Source organism: Saccharothrix longispora (assembly GCF_031455225.1).
GTDB lineage: Bacteria > Actinomycetota > Actinomycetes > Mycobacteriales > Pseudonocardiaceae > Actinosynnema > Actinosynnema longispora.
Genome location: NZ_JAVDSG010000001.1, coordinates 4,491,310 through 4,507,033, shown reverse-complemented (window position 1 = coordinate 4,507,033; position 15,724 = coordinate 4,491,310). Strand labels below are relative to the sequence as shown.

14 protein-coding genes are annotated in these 15,724 nt (G+C 74.2%); 8 read left to right on the top strand and 6 right to left on the bottom strand.

All coding sequences use genetic code 11. The annotated features are described in order from the left end of the window. The first annotated feature begins 27 nt into the window (after nt 1–27). The 4 genes from J2S66_RS18140 (at nt 28) to J2S66_RS18125 (ending at nt 3,875) form a co-directional block, all read left to right on the top strand. On the top strand, nt 28–1,371 hold the full coding sequence (locus J2S66_RS18140) for a lysine N(6)-hydroxylase/L-ornithine N(5)-oxygenase family protein (protein WP_310308329.1): 1,344 nt from the start codon (nt 28–30) through the stop codon (nt 1,369–1,371). Nucleotides 1,372–1,470: 99 nt separating this feature from the next. After that, nucleotides 1,471–1,674 carry an MbtH family protein gene (locus J2S66_RS18135; RefSeq protein ID WP_310308328.1) on the top strand — a complete coding sequence of 68 codons (204 nt, stop codon included), beginning with the start codon at nt 1,471–1,473 and terminating at the stop codon, nt 1,672–1,674. Between the two features lie 106 nt (nt 1,675–1,780). Continuing rightward, complete coding sequence (locus J2S66_RS18130; RefSeq protein WP_310308327.1) at nt 1,781–2,521, top strand: class I SAM-dependent methyltransferase; 741 nt, start codon at nt 1,781–1,783, stop codon at nt 2,519–2,521. Nucleotides 2,522–2,729: 208 nt separating this feature from the next. Next, nucleotides 2,730–3,875, top strand: a complete 1,146-nt coding sequence (locus J2S66_RS18125) for a Cmx/CmrA family chloramphenicol efflux MFS transporter (protein WP_310308325.1) — start codon at nt 2,730–2,732, stop codon at nt 3,873–3,875. Between the two features lie 4 nt (nt 3,876–3,879). Here the strand turns inward: J2S66_RS18125 and J2S66_RS18120 are convergent, their stop codons facing one another. From J2S66_RS18120 to J2S66_RS18110, 3 genes are read right to left on the bottom strand one after another with little or no spacing between them, the layout of a single operon-like run. Continuing rightward, nucleotides 3,880–4,431 (bottom strand): hypothetical protein, encoded by a 552-nt coding sequence (locus J2S66_RS18120; RefSeq protein WP_310308324.1) that lies wholly within the window; start codon nt 4,429–4,431, stop codon nt 3,880–3,882. Further along, nucleotides 4,428–5,267, bottom strand: a complete 840-nt coding sequence (locus J2S66_RS18115) for a class I SAM-dependent methyltransferase (RefSeq protein ID WP_310308322.1) — start codon at nt 5,265–5,267, stop codon at nt 4,428–4,430. The genes J2S66_RS18120 and J2S66_RS18115 overlap by 4 nt, the downstream gene beginning before the upstream one ends. A gap of 10 nt (nt 5,268–5,277) precedes the next feature. Then, nucleotides 5,278–7,335 (bottom strand): cellulase family glycosylhydrolase, encoded by a 2,058-nt coding sequence (locus tag J2S66_RS18110; protein WP_310308320.1) that lies wholly within the window; start codon nt 7,333–7,335, stop codon nt 5,278–5,280. A gap of 273 nt (nt 7,336–7,608) precedes the next feature. On the opposite strand from J2S66_RS18110, the gene J2S66_RS18105 reads away from it, so the two are divergent. Together J2S66_RS18105 and J2S66_RS18100 are read left to right on the top strand one after the other, a co-directional pair. After that, nucleotides 7,609–8,814: an amidohydrolase gene (locus J2S66_RS18105; protein ID WP_310308318.1), complete on the top strand. Its 1,206-nt coding sequence runs from the start codon at nt 7,609–7,611 to the stop codon at nt 8,812–8,814. 101 nt (nt 8,815–8,915) lie between these two features. Next, complete coding sequence (locus J2S66_RS18100; RefSeq protein ID WP_310308316.1) at nt 8,916–11,168, top strand: Orn/Lys/Arg family decarboxylase; 2,253 nt, start codon at nt 8,916–8,918, stop codon at nt 11,166–11,168. A 9-nt stretch (nt 11,169–11,177) separates the two neighbouring features. On the opposite strand, the gene J2S66_RS18095 is transcribed toward J2S66_RS18100, so the two are convergent. Next, a complete protein-coding gene (locus J2S66_RS18095; protein ID WP_310308314.1) occupies nt 11,178–12,050 on the bottom strand; it encodes an oxygenase MpaB family protein in 873 nt (290 codons plus the stop codon). A 193-nt stretch (nt 12,051–12,243) separates the two neighbouring features. On the opposite strand from J2S66_RS18095, the gene J2S66_RS18090 reads away from it, so the two are divergent. Further along, entirely contained in the window at nt 12,244–13,290 is a 1,047-nt protein-coding gene (locus J2S66_RS18090; RefSeq protein ID WP_310308312.1) for a Gfo/Idh/MocA family protein, read from the top strand. Next, nucleotides 13,290–13,889: a hypothetical protein gene (locus tag J2S66_RS18085; RefSeq protein WP_310308311.1), complete on the top strand. Its 600-nt coding sequence runs from the start codon at nt 13,290–13,292 to the stop codon at nt 13,887–13,889. Before J2S66_RS18090 ends, J2S66_RS18085 begins: the two co-directional genes overlap by 1 nt. A 361-nt stretch (nt 13,890–14,250) precedes the next feature. Here the strand turns inward: J2S66_RS18085 and J2S66_RS18080 are convergent, their stop codons facing one another. Then, nucleotides 14,251–15,156, bottom strand: a complete 906-nt coding sequence (locus J2S66_RS18080; RefSeq protein WP_310308310.1) for an NADP-dependent oxidoreductase — start codon at nt 15,154–15,156, stop codon at nt 14,251–14,253. Beyond that, complete coding sequence (locus J2S66_RS18075) at nt 15,153–15,665, bottom strand: MarR family winged helix-turn-helix transcriptional regulator (RefSeq protein ID WP_310308309.1); 513 nt, start codon at nt 15,663–15,665, stop codon at nt 15,153–15,155. Before J2S66_RS18075 ends, J2S66_RS18080 begins: the two co-directional genes overlap by 4 nt. Between the last annotated feature and the right edge of the window lie 59 nt (nt 15,666–15,724).

The window sequence follows — 15,724 nt, the reverse complement described above, 5'->3', positions numbered from 1 at the left end:
CCCTGTTGTCGCACCGATGGGACAGCCATGCCACAGCCACCGGTCTTCGACGTCCTCGGCGTCGGCTTCGGGCCCTCCAACCTGGCCCTCGCCATCGCCGTCACGGAGCACAACGCCGCCGCGGCGGCCGAAGACGTGGTGACCGCCCACTTCGTGGAGCGCCAGGCGACGTTCGGGTGGCACCGGGGCATGCTGATCGACGACGCCACCATGCAGGTGTCGTTCCTCAAGGACCTGGTGACGTTGCGCAACCCCAACAGCACCTTCACCTTCCTCAGCTACCTGCACGCCCGGGGCAGGCTGGTCGACTTCATCAACCACAAGAGCCTGTTCCCGCTGCGGGTCGAGTTCCACGACTACTTCGAGTGGGCCGCCGGCCGCGTCGACGACCTGGTGTCCTACGGCCACGACGTGGTGGACGTGCGACCCGTCGTCGAGGACGGCGTGACCACGCACTTCGACGTCACCTCCCGCACCGCGGCGGGCGGCGTCGAGGTGCTGCGCGCCCGCAACCTGGTGCTGGCCACCGGTCTCCGGGCGAGCCTGCCCGACGGCGTGCTCCCCTCCGAGCGGGTCTGGCACAACCGCGACTTCCTGAACCGCGTGCGCTCGCTGCACGACCCGAAGCGGCTGGTCGTGGTCGGCGCCGGGCAGAGCGGCGCCGAGGTCACCGCGTTCCTGCACGAGCACTTCCCGGCCACCGAGGTGTGCGCGGTGTTCGCGCGCTACGGCTACAGCCCCGCCGACGACAGCCCGTTCGCCAACCGGATCTTCGACCCGGACGCGGTCGACGACTACTTCGGCGCGCCCGAGCAGGTCAAGCGGCAGCTCATGGACTACCACGCCAACACCAACTACGCGGTGGTCGACAACGACCTGATCGCCGAGCTGTACCGCCGCGCCTACCGGGAGAAGGTGCTGGGCGCGCGACGCCTGCGCCTGCTCAACCTGTCCCGCGTCGCCGGGCTGGACGACGGCGTGGACGGGCTGCGCGTCACCGTCGAGTCGCTGGCCACCGGCGAACGCGAGGTGCTCGACGCGGACGCGGTCGTCTACGCCACCGGCTACCTGGAGGCCGACCCGACCGCGCTGCTCGGCGACCTCGCCGCCCGCTGCGCCCGGGACGCGCGCGGCCGGCTCGTCGTCGGCCGCGACTACCGGCTGGACACCGACGACGACGTGCTCGCGGGCCTGTACCTCCAGGGCGGCACCGAGCACACGCACGGCATCTCGTCCTCGCTGCTGTCGAACACCTCCGTGCGGGTGGGGGAGATCCTCCGGTCCGTGCTCGACCGCAAGGGGCTCGTCGGCGGCACGGCCGCGGTTCCCGCGCAGCCCCGGTACGCCGCGACCGCCGCGCCCGTCAGCTGACCCCCCGACGCGCCACCGCCGAACCGACGCGCCACCGCCGAACCGACGCGCCACCGCCGAACCGACACGCCACCACCGAACCGACCGGAGGACTTTCCCGTGACCAACCCGTTCGACGACCCCGAAGGCCGCTTCCGCGTGCTGGTGAACGACGAGGGCCAGCACTCGCTGTGGCCGTCGTTCGCCGACGTCCCGGCGGGCTGGGACGCGGTGTTCGGCCCGGACACCCGCGAGGCGTGCGGCGCGTACGTGGAGGAGAACTGGACCGACCTGCGCCCGCTCGGCCTGCGCGACCGGACCTGAGCGCGAGGCGGTCGAGCGGGGACGCCCGGCCCGGCGGGAACGCGATCCCCCTCGACGCCGCGCACGCCGGTGGACGGCCCCGGCGCGCCGTGGTTGCGTGCCGGGCATGGACCACGGCGAGTTCCGCGACCCCCGCCTCGTGCCGCTCTACGATGCCGAGTACGGGTGGGGCCGCGACGACGACTTCTTCGTGTCGGTGATCGGTGCGACGCCCGCGGCCCGGGTCCTGGACGTGGGCTGCGGCACCGGCCGCGTGACCCTCGGCCTGGCCGCCGCGGGCCACCGCGTCACCGGCGTCGACCCGGCCCGCGCGTCGCTGGACGTGGCCCGCGCCAAGCCGGGCGCGGACCGCGTGACGTGGCTGGAGGGCGGCGCGGAGGTGGCGCCGTCGGGGGCGTTCGACGCGGCCCTGATGACCGCGCACGTCGCGCAGTTCGTCGTCGGGGACGACGCCTGGTCCCGCCTGCTCGCCGACCTCCACCGCGCCCTGGTGCCCGGCGGGAGGCTCGTGTTCGACACCCGCGACCCGGCCGCCCGGGCGTGGGAGGCGTGGAACCCGGCCGACACGCGCCGCACCGTGCGGCTGGGGGAGGTCGAAGTGGTGGAGTGGACCGAGGTCACCGCGGTCGAGGGCGGCCTGGTCTCCTTCACGCACCACTACGAGTTCCCCGGCGGCGACCACCTGCTCGGCTCCGCCACCATGCGCTTCCGCGGGGAAGGCGAACTCCGCACGACCCTCGCCGACGCGGGGTTCACCGTGGACGCCATCCACGGCGGCTGGGGTCGTGAGCCGATCGGCGCGCCGGACGGCGAGTTCCTCGTCCTGGCCCACCGCGGGCGTGGGTAGGGTGTCGGGTGTGACGAGCCCCGAATCGGACAGAGCGGAGCCGCCGGTCGCCCGGCGGCGCATCGGCTGACGGCCACCGGCCAGCTTCCCGACCCCGTTCCCGGCGACCGGACGACGTTCCGCGTGTCGGCTCGCACCTCCCCGAGGTGGTGACCCCGACGACCGACGCGCGGATTCCCCCGTCCGCACGTCGATCCGGAGTGATCCGTTGCCCTTCTTCGTCTACGTCCTCGGCCTTGCCGTGTTCGCGCAGGGCACGTCCGAGTTCATGCTGTCCGGCCTGGTCCCGGGTATCGCCGGCGACCTGTCCGTGTCCGTGGGCGCCGCCGCGAGCCTGACGTCCGCCTACGCCGCGGGCATGGTGCCGGGCGCACCGCTCATGGCGGTCCTGGCCGCCCACTGGCCCCGCCGAGTGGCGCTGGCGGGTTTCCTCGCCGCGTTCGTCGCGGTGCACGTCGTGGGCGCGCTCACGGCGGACTTCGCCGTGCTGTTCACGACCCGCGTCGTCGCCGCGGTCGTCAACGCGGGGTTCCTCGCGGTGGCGATGTCCGTCGCGACGAGCCTGGCTCCCCCCGCGCGGGCCGCCGCCACCCTGGTGTCGGGGGTGACGCTGTCCTGCGTCGTCGGCGTGCCGGCGGGCGCGCTGCTGGGGGAGTGGGCGGGGTGGCGGTCGGCCTTCTGGGCGGTCGCGGCGCTGTGCCTGCCCGCCCTGGTCCTGGTGTTCCGCGACGCGCCCACCACGCCGGCCGACGCCCCCGCGGTCTCGGTCGGGCGGGAGGCACGCGTGCTCCGCGGCCGCCGCGTGCGCTCGGCGCTGCTCCTCGCCTCCCTCGTCAACGGCGCGACCTTCGCGACCTTCGCCTACCTCGCCGTCCTCGCCACCGAGGTGGCGCACCTGCCCGCCACCGCGGTCCCCGCCCTGCTCGCCGGGTTCGGCGCGGGAGCCTTCGCCGGCGTGACCGCCGCCGGCCGCCTGGCCGACGGACGACTCCGACCGGGCCTGGTGCCGGTGCTGTGCGCCCTCCCGGCGGGCTGGGCGGCACTGGCCCTGACCGCCGCCGCCCCCGTCCCGCTGATCGTCCTGTCGGTCGTGCAGGGCGGCCTGTCGTTCGGCGTCGGGTCGACCCTCGTGGCCCGCGTCCTGCACGTCGCCGACCGGGCGCCCACCCTGGGCGGCGCGTTCGCCACCGCCGCCCTGAACGTCGGCGCGTTCGCCGGTCCCCTCCTGGCCGCCGCCGTGACGGGTGCCACGCACGACTACCGCGACGCCGCGTGGACCAGCGCCGCCCTGGCCGCCGCGGCGGTCGTCGTCCTCGCCGTCACCGCGCGGGAGGAGGCGCGCGAGGCCCCCTGACCGGTCACCGCACCGGCAGCGGCGCGAGGTCCGGGTCGGCCGGCCACTGCCGCCACGTCCGCCGGGTGATCCGCCGTGGCGGGTGGTCGGCGAGGTGCAGCAGGAAGGCGGCGCGCAGGCGGGTCAGCGGGTCGTCGGCGTCGAGCAGGTCGGCGGCCCGCGCGCGCAGCATCAGCTCCGGCACGCGGTGCCGCAGCCCGGCCGGGAAGCCCCGCCGGGTGAACCGGTGGAGGATGCCGCACTTGCGGGTGTGCTGGGAGGCGGTGTACGAGTCGGGGGAGCGCCACTCCTCCTGGTAGGCGCTCTCCCACTCCGGGAACAGGGTGTTCCGCTCCGGGGCGCGCAGGTCGAACGCGCCGAACGCGCTGCCGGCCGGCTCGACCTCGTAGGCCGCCCACAGGGCCGGGTCGAAGCTCCTCGTGACGGTCGGGTCGATCCTGGTGTGCGCCCGCACCAACGCCCGCCGGACCGCCGTCTGGTGCCGGTCGAGCGCCGCCCACCGCACGCCGTCGTCCGGGTGGACCAGGTCGCGCACCCAGTCGTCCGCCCCGGTCACGCGCCCGCCGACCCGGTGGCGGTCAGCAGGAACGCGGGGGAGGACCAGTAGTCGTGCAGCGGCGTGACGACGACGTCGCCGAAGCCGGCCCGCGCCACCTGCTCCGCCCACCGCGCCGCCGGCTGCTCCCACGTCGACCGCACCGCGCCCGGCACCAGCTGCCCGGTCAGCACCGGCATCAGGAAGCCCTGCGCGACGAGGTCGCGGTCCTCGCCGTACTCGGCCAGACCGCGCTCGTAGGTCTCGGCCAGGAACGCGCGGTGCCCGGGACCGGCGTGCGGCACGTCCGGCACGTCGAACTCGACGAGCGCCAGCACCCCGGCGCGCGCCACCAGGTCGGCCAGCACGCCGTCCCGCTCCCCGTGCGGGACGGCGTGCAGGGCGAACGTCGACTGCACCACGTCGTACCCGGTGGCCGTGGTGGCCAGGAAGTCCTGCACCCGCCCCGGGAACGCGGTCGCGCCCGGCAGCCGCAGCGCGTCGAGCAGCGCCCGCGACGGCTCCACCACCGTCACCCCGGTCGGCGCGTGCGGCCGGTCCAGCGCGGGCCGCAGCGCCCGACCGTCACCGCAGCCGACGTCGAGCAGCGTCACCGGCCGCACGCGCTCGTACAGCGCCCCCAGCGCGTCCACGACCGCCTCGTACAACGCCACGTTGCCGCCGCCGCGGACGAACGCCTCGAACGCGGCGGGCCGGTCGTACACCGACCCGCCCGCCGCGCCGTCGAGGTGCGTCGCCAGCGCCGCGGCGAGCGGGGAAGCGGGCTCGCGCACCGCCTCCCGCGCCCGCGCCAGGTCACCCGCGGCCAGCGCGTCCAGCGCCTCCCTGATCGTCACCCGACCAGTATCACGCCACCGCGCCCGTCACGGACGAGCCGGACTTCGTGACGTGGTAGGTGACCGTCGTGCCGCTCCAGTAGTGGAACGTCAGCGTGACCCTGGCCCCGTCGTTCACCTCCGCGAAGAACTCCGGCTTGAGCAGCGTCGTGCCCGCCGCGTAGTCCGGCGCGAAGGTGTGGTCGTACTCCTTGAACGACGTCCAGTTCTGCGGCCCGGCGTTGGAGCCGTCGGCGTACTTCGCCTCCATGGTGGCCAGCTTGTCGCCGCGGAACGCGGTCGGGATCGCGAACGACGCGGTCGTGCCGGCCGCCGCCTGGAGCACCGGCGGGTCGTAGGTGACCAGGTCGATCCGCCACGGCACGCCGGCCGAGAAGCGCGCCGACAGCGTCGCGTTCACGCCGTACGCCCGCGACCCGAGCAACCGGGTCAGCAGCGGCGCGGACAGCGTGAGCTGGTCGCCCGACACGGTGTAGTCCGTGCCGCGCACCAGGTCGGTGCCGCCGTGCCGCAGGCCCGAGAACGTCGTCCCGTTGAGGTTCAGCGTGATCGTCTTCGCGCTCACCGCCGCCGACTTCGGGTTGAACACCTGGTCGGTGGACGCCGTGCCGGACCGGGCCGTCCAGCTCGACTTGATCTGCGCGATCAGCTCCGGGTCGCTCCACTGGAACGAGGTGCGGCCGAAGTGCTGGCCGTTGTCCCACAGCATCGTGGTGATCTTGCGGGACTTCGCGTGGTGGCCGAAGAACTCGAAGAACTTCAGCTTCTCGCCCTGCTGGATGGTGCCGGTGTGCCGGTCGAAGCCCAGCAGGCCGTACTCGCCCAGGATCACCGGGATGCCGCGCGCGATGAACGTGTTGTGGACGCGGTCGAACGCGTCCGTCAGGTCCTTCTGCGCGGTCGCGTCGAACCGGTACCCGCCCGCGATGTTCACGCTGAACGGCCAGTAGCCGTAGTAGTGGATCGTCGCGATCAGGTTGCGGTCGTTCAACGCGGTGAACGTGGCGTTCAGGTTGTCCAGGTGCGCCTGGTCGGCCGAGGTGTGCAGGGACGGCAGGACCAGCAGGCGGGTGGCGTTGCCGCCGCCCGAGGCGCGCACGATCCGGTGGAACGAGGTGTTCAGCTCGTTGAGCAGCTGCGCGTTCTGCGCGTCACCGGAGCTGCCGGTGAACTGCGGCTCGTTCACGCTCTCCAGGACGAGCTTGTTCGACGAGTCGCGGAACGCGCTCGCCAGTTGCGTCCACGTCGCGTTGTAGCGGGCCAGCACGTTCGCGCGGTCGCCCGGCATGTTCGAGATCCACTGCCACGAGTCGTGGTGGATGTTCACCATCACGTAGAAGCCGTCCGCCAGTGCCCAGCCGACGACCTCCTTCACCCGCGCCAGGTAGGCCGGCTCGATCGCGTAGGACGGCGCGGCGCCCTGGTGCTGACCCCACGTGACCGGGATGCGGATGCTCTTGAAGCCCTGCGCGCGCACGTTGTCCAGCAGCGCCTCGGTGATCCGCGGGTTGCCCCACGAGGTCTCGTCCGCGCCGGTGGCGTCGAGCGAGTTGCCGAGGTTCCAGCCGGGCTGCATCGCCGCGACGGCCGCCATCGCGTCACCCGCGGGCGGGTTCGTCGTGGTCGTGGTCGTGGTGGTGGTGGTGGTCGTCGGGTCGGTGCTCCCGGTGCACGCGACGCCGTTGAGCGCGAACGACGTCGGCGCGGTGTTGCTGCCCGTCCACGTGCCGTTGAAGCCGAACGACACCTTGCCGTTGGTGGCGATCGAGCCGTTCCAGCCCGCGTTCGCCGCCGTGACCTGCCCACCCGACGCGGTGACCGAGGCGCCCCACGCCTGCGTGACCGCCTGCCCCGACGGGAACGCCCACGTCAGCCGCCACCCGGAGATCGGGTCGCCGAGGTTGGTGATCTCGACGTTGGCGGAGAAACCGCCCTGCCACTGGCTCGGCACCGCGTACGCCACGCGGCAGCCGGACGCCGCCTGGGCGTTGGTCGCGGCGACGACGCCGAAACCGGCCAGGACGGTGGCGACGGCGCTCGCCAGCAGTCCGACCCACCACCGAGCCATTCTTGAGTTGCCTCGCGGACCGGCCATTTCGCTCCTTTGCACGAATCGCCCGGCACGATGCTTCCCGGTGACCCGTCGGCGGCGCAACAGTTTCGACAGCGGGAAATGAAAACAGCAGCTCACAGCCTTGGGGAAAGGTGTCGTTCGAAGATATGGACGGCCCGTTCGACAATTGTTCGACACCATTCGACGCGCGGTCCGCCGCGAGGCCGGGTCCGGCCACCGCGCCGAGGCCCGGTTGCTCCGCGTCGCGCCGGTGCGATAGTGATCACCATGGACCTCGCCGACCTGTACCGCGACCTGCACCGGAACCCCGAGCTGGGGTTCGCCGAGACGCGCACCGCCGGTGTCGCGGCCCGGGAGCTGCGGGCCGCCGGGTTCGAGGTGACCGAGGGCGTCGGCGGCACCGGCGTGGTCGGCGTGCTGCGCAACGGCGAGGGGCCCACCGCGCTGCTGCGGGCCGACATGGACGCCCTGCCGGTCGAGGAGAGGACCGGCCTGCCCTACGCCAGCGGGGTCGTGGTCGACGGGACGCCGGTGGCCCACGCGTGCGGGCACGACGTGCACGTGACGTGCCTGGTCGGGGCGGCGCGGGAGCTGTCGGCCGACCGCGCCTCCTGGTCGGGCACGGTGCTGGCGGTGTTCCAGCCCGCCGAGGAGGTCGGCGGCGGGGCCGAGGCGATGGTCGCCGACGGCCTGTTCGAGCGCTTCGGCACACCGGACGTGGTGCTGGGGCAGCACGTGGCGCCCATCCCGGCGGGCGTGCTGGGCCTGCGACCCGGCCCGGCGTTCGCCGCCGCCGACGGCGTCCGGGTGACCCTGCACGGCCGGGGCGGGCACGGCTCGCGCCCGGAGGCCGCCGTGGACCCGGTCGTGATGGCCGCCTCGGTCGTCCTGCGGTTGCAGACCATCGCGTCCCGCGAGACCGCCGCCACCGACACGGTCGTGGTCACCGTCGGCGCGATCCACGCGGGCACGGTCGCCAACGTCATCCCCGACGACGCCGAACTGCTGCTGAGCATCCGCACCTACGACCCGGACGTCCGGGCCCGCGCGCTCGCCGCCGTGGAGCGCATCGTGCGGGCGGAGGCCGCCGCCTCGGGCGCCCCGACACCGCCCGAGGTGGTGGTCGAGACGGGCTTCCCGGCCGTGGTCAACGACCCGGACGCGGTCGAGCGGACCCGCGCCGCCCTCGCCTCGGCCGTCCCGGTCGTGGTGGACCCGGGACCGGTCACCGGCAGCGAGGACGTCGGAGTCCTCGCCACCGCCGCCGGCGCGCCCCTGGTCTACTGGCTGCTCGGCGGCGCCGACCCGGCGGCGTTCGAGGGCGCCACGTCGCTCGACGACATCCGCGCCAGGGTGGCCGCCCAGCCCGCCAACCACTCGCCCCTGTTCGCGCCCGTGGTCGACCCCACCCTCGGCCTGGGCGTCGCGGCCCTCACCGCCGCCACCCGCGCCTGGCTGCCCCCGTGCGGCTGATCGACCCGCCACGACCGGGTGAAGACGGTCCCCGGTCAGGCGTTCCTCGCAGTCGTTCCCGTGCCGGCGTGCCACGCTCGCCGCCGCGGGAAGGAGCCCCCATGGCACGATCCACGGTCCTCATCGCCACCGAGCGGCCGGGTGGCGACAGCGCCGTCCCGGCGGCGAAGGTCGAGCAGGTCCGCGCCTGGCTGCACGAGGCCGGGCACGAGGTGGTGCTCGTCCACTCGGCGTCCGACGCGGTGTCGGTGGTCACCGCCGAGGCCGACATCGCCGCCGCCGTCATCAGCTGGGAGCTGGTCGGCGACGAGTGCCGGTCCACCGGCGGCGTGCTGCGGGTGCTGCTCGACCGGTTCTCCACGCGCCTGCCGGTGTTCCTGCTGACCTCCGGCGACTACGACGCCGACGCGCCGCTGTGGATCTCCGAGGTCGTCAACGGGTGGATCTGGCTGCTGGAGGACACCCCCGACTTCATCGCGGGCCGCATCGACTTCGCCGCCCGCCAGTACCTCGACCAGGTGCTGCCGCCGTTCTTCCGGGAACTGCGCCGGTTCGACGACACCCACCCGTACTCGTGGCACACCCCCGCGCACGCGGGCGGCATCGCGTTCCTCAAGTCGCCGGTGGGGCGGGCGTTCTACGAGTACTACGGCGAGCGCCTGTTCCGCACCGACGTGTCGGTGTCCGTCGGCGAGCTGGGCTCGCTGTTCGAGCACACCGGACCGGTCGGCGACGCGGAGCGCAACGCCGCCCGCGTGTTCGGCGCCGATGTGACGTACTTCGTGCTGCACGGCACGTCGACGTCCAACCGCATGATCGTCCACGGCACCGTCGCCCGCGACGAGGTCGTGCTGCTGGACCGCAACTGCCACAAGGCGATCAACCACGGCGTGGTGCTGGCCGGCGCGCGACCGGTCTACCTCGTGCCCACCCGCAACGGCTACGGCATCACCGGGCCGGTCCCGCCGGGCAGGCTCACCGCCGACGCGGTGCGCGCCCGGGTCGACCGGACTCCGATCGCGGCCGGCGGGGAACCGGTGTACGCGGTGATCACGAACTCCACCTACGACGGCCTGTGCTACGACGCGGTGCGCGTCGCCGACCTGCTCGGCGAGTCCACCCGCGTGCTGCACTTCGACGAGGCGTGGTTCGCCCACGCCCGGTTCCACCCGCTCTACGCCCGGCGCTACGGTATGGCGGTGGAGGACCCGGAGTCCCGGCTGCCCACCGTGTTCGCCACCCACTCCTCGCACAAGCTGCTGGCGGCGCTGTCCCAGGCGGCGATGATCCACGTGAAGTCCGGCGGCAGGGCGCCGTTCGACCGGTCCCGGTTCGACGAGACGTACATGATGCACGGCACCACCTCGCCGCTGTACCCGATGATCGCGAGCTGCGACGTGGCGGCGGGCATGATGGACGGCCCCGCCGGGCGGTGGCTCAACACCGAGGCGATCACCGAGGCGGTGCGGTTCCGGCAGGCGGTCGTCCGGCTGGGGCGGCGGCTGGCCGACGCGGGCGACCGGCCGCCGTGGTTCTTCGGCGTCTGGCAGCCGCCGGAGGTCGCCGACGCGCCGCTGGACCTGCTGCTGTCGGACCCCGCGCGCTGGACCCTCGACCCCGATGCCGACTGGCACGGCTTCCCCGACCTCGACGAGGGGTTCTGCCTGCTGGACCCGGTGAAGGTCACCGTCACCTGCCCCGGTGTGGACGCGCGCGGGAACGTGGCCGCGTCCGGCGTGCCCGCCCGCGTGGTCACCGCCTACCTGGAGACGCGGCGCATCGTCGTGGAGAAGACCGACGTCTACACGTTCCTCGTGCTGTTCTCCATGGGCATCACCAAGGGCAAGTGGGGCACGCTGCTCGACGCCCTCACCGACTTCAAGCACCTGCACGACCACGACGCGCCGCTCGCCGAGGTGCTGCCGGACCTGGTGCGCGCCCACCCCGACCGGTACGCGGGCACGACGCTGCCGCAGCTGTGCCGCGAGGTGCACGAGCGGCTCGTGGACGGCGAGGTCGTCGCACTGCTCAACGAGGCGTTCACCGGCGCCGAGCCGCCGACCGCCGCGATGACGCCGGCGGAGGCGTACCAGCGGTTCGTGCGCGGCGAGACCGAACTGGTGCCGCTGGACGGCCTCGCCGGCCGTGTGGTGGCCACGCAGGTCACCACCACACCGCCGGGCATCCCGGTGCTGGTGCCGGGGGAGCGGGTCGGGGCGTCGGACAGCGCGCTGGTCCGCTACCTGCGCGTGCTGGAGGACTTCGACCGCCGGTTCCCGGGTTTCGCGAGCGAGACGCACGGGGTGCGCCACGAGGGCGGTCGGTACTGGATCTGCTGCGTCGTCGAGCGGTGACCCGCCGGATCAGGCCGAGGCCGGCGGGGGGAGGAGCCAGCGGATCGCCCCGGTGATGCCGTGGCCCGCCAGGCGGACCGCGGTGGCCTCCGTCAGCGGCAGGAACGGCAGGCGCAGGGGCAGCCGCGTCCACAGCGGCAGGGAGGCCGCCGCCGCGGCGGCGATGGCCGCGTACGGGACCCGCGCCGGGACCGGCAGCGGCGGCGTGAGCAGCAGGAAGCGGGCTGCCTCGCGGGCCTGCGGCGTGCCGCGCAGCTCCGGGCGGAACGCGGCCAGGCGGGCGTCCAGCGCGGCCACCGTGGTCGGCGGGTCGAGCACGCCCAGCGCACGGGCCACGCGCGCCGTGTCGGCCACGTAGCCGTCCTGCTCGGCGGGCGTCAGGCGGTCCGAGCCGTAGCGCTGGTGGCAGCGCAGGAAGCTGTCGACCTCGGCGACGTGCACCCAGTCGAGCAGGTGCGGGTCGTCCGCCCGGTACGGCGTGCCGTCGGGCGCGGTGCCGCGCACGCGGCGGTGGATGCCGCGCACCCTGGCCACCGCCCGCTCGGCGTCGGCCGCGGTGCCGAACGTGGTCACCGCGAGGAACGCGCTGGTGCGCTGGAGCCGGCCCCACGGGTCCTCGCGGTAGTCCGAGTGGCCCGCCACCCCCGCCATCGCGAGCGGGTGCAGCGACTGGAGCAGCAGGGCGCGCAGGCCGCCGATGAACATGGCCGCGTCACCGTGCACCCGCCGGACCGGGCGGTCGGGGGCGAACCAGCGCGGTCCCGGGTCGAGGTGGATGCGGTCGCGCGTCGCCGGACCGTCCGGGCCCGCCACGCGGCTGAACACGGCGGCGCCCAGGCGTGCGCGCAAGGCGTCGACGGCGGTGTCCACGGTGGTGTCCACGGCGACCTCCGGTAGTCCACGAACGAGTGACTACCACCGAGTATGGGTCAGTTCGGCGGCGGTGGCTGCCCGGATCGGGCGGGAACGGGTCCGCGGACCGGCCGGCGCCGTGCCCGGCGCGGTGCTCGCGCTGCCGGGGTCGCGCTGCCGGGGGCGTGGGAGTCCCCCGGGCGCGCTGTTGTTGGATGGGGAGGTGACGAGCTTCGCGATCGTCGGCTCCGGCTGGCGTGCCGAGTACTTCCGGCGCCTCGCCGCCGCCCTCGGGGACCCGGTCTGCGCCGGGATCGTGTCCCGCGGCCCCAAGGACCTGCCGGTACCCGTGTTCACCTCGCTGGACGAGTGCCTGGCCCACGCGAAGCCCGACTTCGTCGTCACCGCCACGCCGTGGCAGGTCACACCGGGTCTCGTCGTCGAACTGGTGGAGCGCGGCGTGCCGGTGCTGGCCGAGACGCCGCCCGCGCCCGACCTCGACGGGCTGCGGCGGCTGTGGGCGGCGGTCGGGGCGAGCGGGCTGGTGCAGGTCGCCGAGCAGTACACCCGCATGCCCGCGCACGCCGCCCGGCTCGCCCTGGTGCGGTCCGGCACGATCGGCGACCCCACGCGGGCGGACGTGTCCTCGACGCACCAGTACCACGCCGTGTCGCTGATCCGGGCCTACCTCGGCGTCGGGCGCGGACCCGTCACCGTGCGCGCCACCCGGTCCACCGCGCCCCTGCTCGACCCGATCGACCGGTCCGGCTGGATCGCCGAACCGCGCGTCGCACCCGCCACCACGACCATCGCGACGCTCTCCTTCGAGGGCGGTGGCCTCGGCGTCTACGACTTCACCGACAACCAGTGGCACAACCAGCTGCTGACGCGACGCCTGCTGGTGCGCGGCACGCTCGGCGAGGTCCGCGACCAGGAGGTCGTGCACCTCGCCGGCGACCGCACCATCACGCGCACCCCGCTCGTGCGCCGCCAGACCGGCTACGACCTCGACCTGGACGGCTACGACACCGACCACATCAGCCACGGCCCGACCGTCCTGTACCGCAACCCCTTCCAGGGACAGCGGTGGAACGACGAGGAGATCGCCATCGCCACCCTGCTCCGGGACACCGCGCGCTGGGTCGAGGACGCCGGCGAGCCCCCGTACCCGCTGGCCGACGGCGTCCACGACCACCGCGTCGCGCTGGCCGTCGAGGAAGCCGCCGACCACGACCGCACCACCACCGTCACCGAGGAGCCCTGGTCCTGATGCCCCTTGCCTCGCACCCGCTCGACGACGCCACCGCGGACGCGCTGCTCTCCCTGGCCGGCGCGTCGTGGGAGCGCGACGACCTGGACGCCTCCTGGGTGGCGGCCGGACTGCCGGCGACGCCCGTGGCGTGGCAGGTCCACGAGGAGATGGACTACCGGCTCGACGCGGGCGACCGGGCGTTCGTCGTCGGCGTGGGGTTCGACCCCGACCGGGTGACCGCGTTCGCCGTCGCGTTCGCGGTGTTCCTGGAGGACACCGTGGGCGAGGAGGACTTCTTCGACCACTTCGGCCCGCAGTGGGCCGTCGACGCGGACGCCGGGCGCGACGCGTTCGACGCGCTGTTCCGGGCCGGGGTCGAGCGGGTGGCCGCGCGGCTGGGCGAACCGGTCGCGACCGGCACGCACGACGAGGCGTGGCACCACGCGGTGTGGCGCGCGGGGGACTGCCTGCTGGTCGTCGCGCAGGGCGAGGACTTCGACTCCTACGGCGTGGCCGACGACTTGAAGCTCTGGCTCGTCCGGCACCCGCAGGACGCGCCCGTGCCCGCCGGGGACGCCCTCTACGCGTTCCTGTGCGGCGACCCCACGCCGGTCTAGCGCGTCAACCGGACCCGCCACAGGCACGCGCGCGTCGCCGAGCAGGTCGCCACCGAGCCAGGCGGGGTCCACCCCCAGTCCCCGCGAGTCGTACGTCCAGGTCCCGCGAGTCGTACGTCCGGGTCCCGCGAGTCGTACGCCCAGGTCCGGTGAGTTCCACGTTCGAGCCGACCGGTCGGTATGCCTGAATGTAGAACTCAGGGGTCTTGGACGTTCGACTCGCGCGACCCGGACGTTCGACTCGCGCGACCCGGACGTTCGACTCGCGCGACCCGGACGTTCGACTCGCGCGACCCGGACGTTCGACTCGCGCGACCCGGACGTACGACTCGCGCGACCTGGACGTACGACTCGCGGGTGGTCAGGGGAGGAGGACGATCTTGCCCTGGCTGTGGCCGGACTCGGTCGTGCGGTGCGCCTCGGGAGCGTCGGCCAGGGGGAAGGTCGCGCCGATGTCCACGGTGAACGATTCGCGCGCCACCAGTTCGGCCACCTCGGCCAGTCGGGCCGGGTCGCGTTCGGACGCGCCGCTGAACACCACGCCGTGCTCGGCCGCACCGGGGTCGGCGATCGTCACGATCCGGTCGGTGGCGCCACCCCGCAGTTCGACCGAATCGGCCAGCGCGCCCCGGCCCGCCACGTCGAACACCGCGTCCACGCCGTCCGGCGCCAGCGCCCGCACCCGGTCCACGAGCCCGTCGCCGTAGGTCGTCGGCACCGCGCCCAACCCGGCCAGGCGCTCCTGGTTGCCGGCACCCGCCGTGCCGATCACGCGGACGCCCGACGCCAGCGCGATCTGCACGGCCAGGGCGCCGACCGCACCCGCCGCGCCGTGCACCAGCAGCGTCTCGCCCGACTTCACGCCGAGCAGCCGCAGCACCCGGTCGCTGGTCTCCACGGCCACCGGCAGCGCCACCGCCCGCTCCCACGACAGCTCCGCGGGCTTGTGCGCGAACGACGAGGTGAGCGCCTGCTCGGCGTACGCGCCGCCGTCGCTGAACCCGAACACGGCGTCGCCCACCGACACCCCGCTCACGTCCGGGCCGACCGCGTCGACCTCGCCCGCCACCTCCGCGCCCAGCACGGCGGGCAGCGACACCGGGAACGCGTCGCGCATCGCACCGGACCGGATCTTGCCGTCGAGCGGGTTCACGCCGATCGCGCGCACCCGCACCCGGACCTGACCGGGACCGGGCTCGGGGGCGTCGAGCTCGGCCACCCGCAGCACCTCGGGCCCGCCGAACTCCTCCAGCACAACGGCTTTCATCGTGGTTCCTCCTGCGTGGTGCGGTGGTGCGCGACGGCCCGTTCGATGGCCGACGCGGTGGTGATGAACGACTCGACCTGGTGCGCGCCCAGGGTGTGGGCGGTGACGCGGTCGAGTTCGGACCACAGGGCTGCCAGGGGGGCGCGCAGCGCCTGCCCCGCGTGGGTCAGGTGCACGTGCTGCACGCGCCGGTCGCGCTCGTCGGGCGTCCGGGTCAGCAACCCGGCGTCCTGCATGCGCCGCAACGACTTCGACACCGTCGAGTGGTCCAGGCCGACGGCGTCCAGCAGTTCCGACTGGGTCTGGCCGTCCCGGTCGAACAGTCGCATGAGCAGCAGCTCCTGACCGGGGTGCAGGCCCAGGTCGCGCAGCAGCGCGGCGGCGAAGCCGCGGTGCGCCCTGGCGAGGGTGACGATCGCGTAGCTCAACCTGCCGTTCGCGGCGGCACCAGGGCACGCGTCGCCCGGCTGCGCGTCGCCCGGTTGCGCGTCGCCCGGTTGCTCGGTCATCCGGCCCCCTCGGTGGTCCCGGAACCCACCGTACGCCGATATGTGGCCGACCACATGCT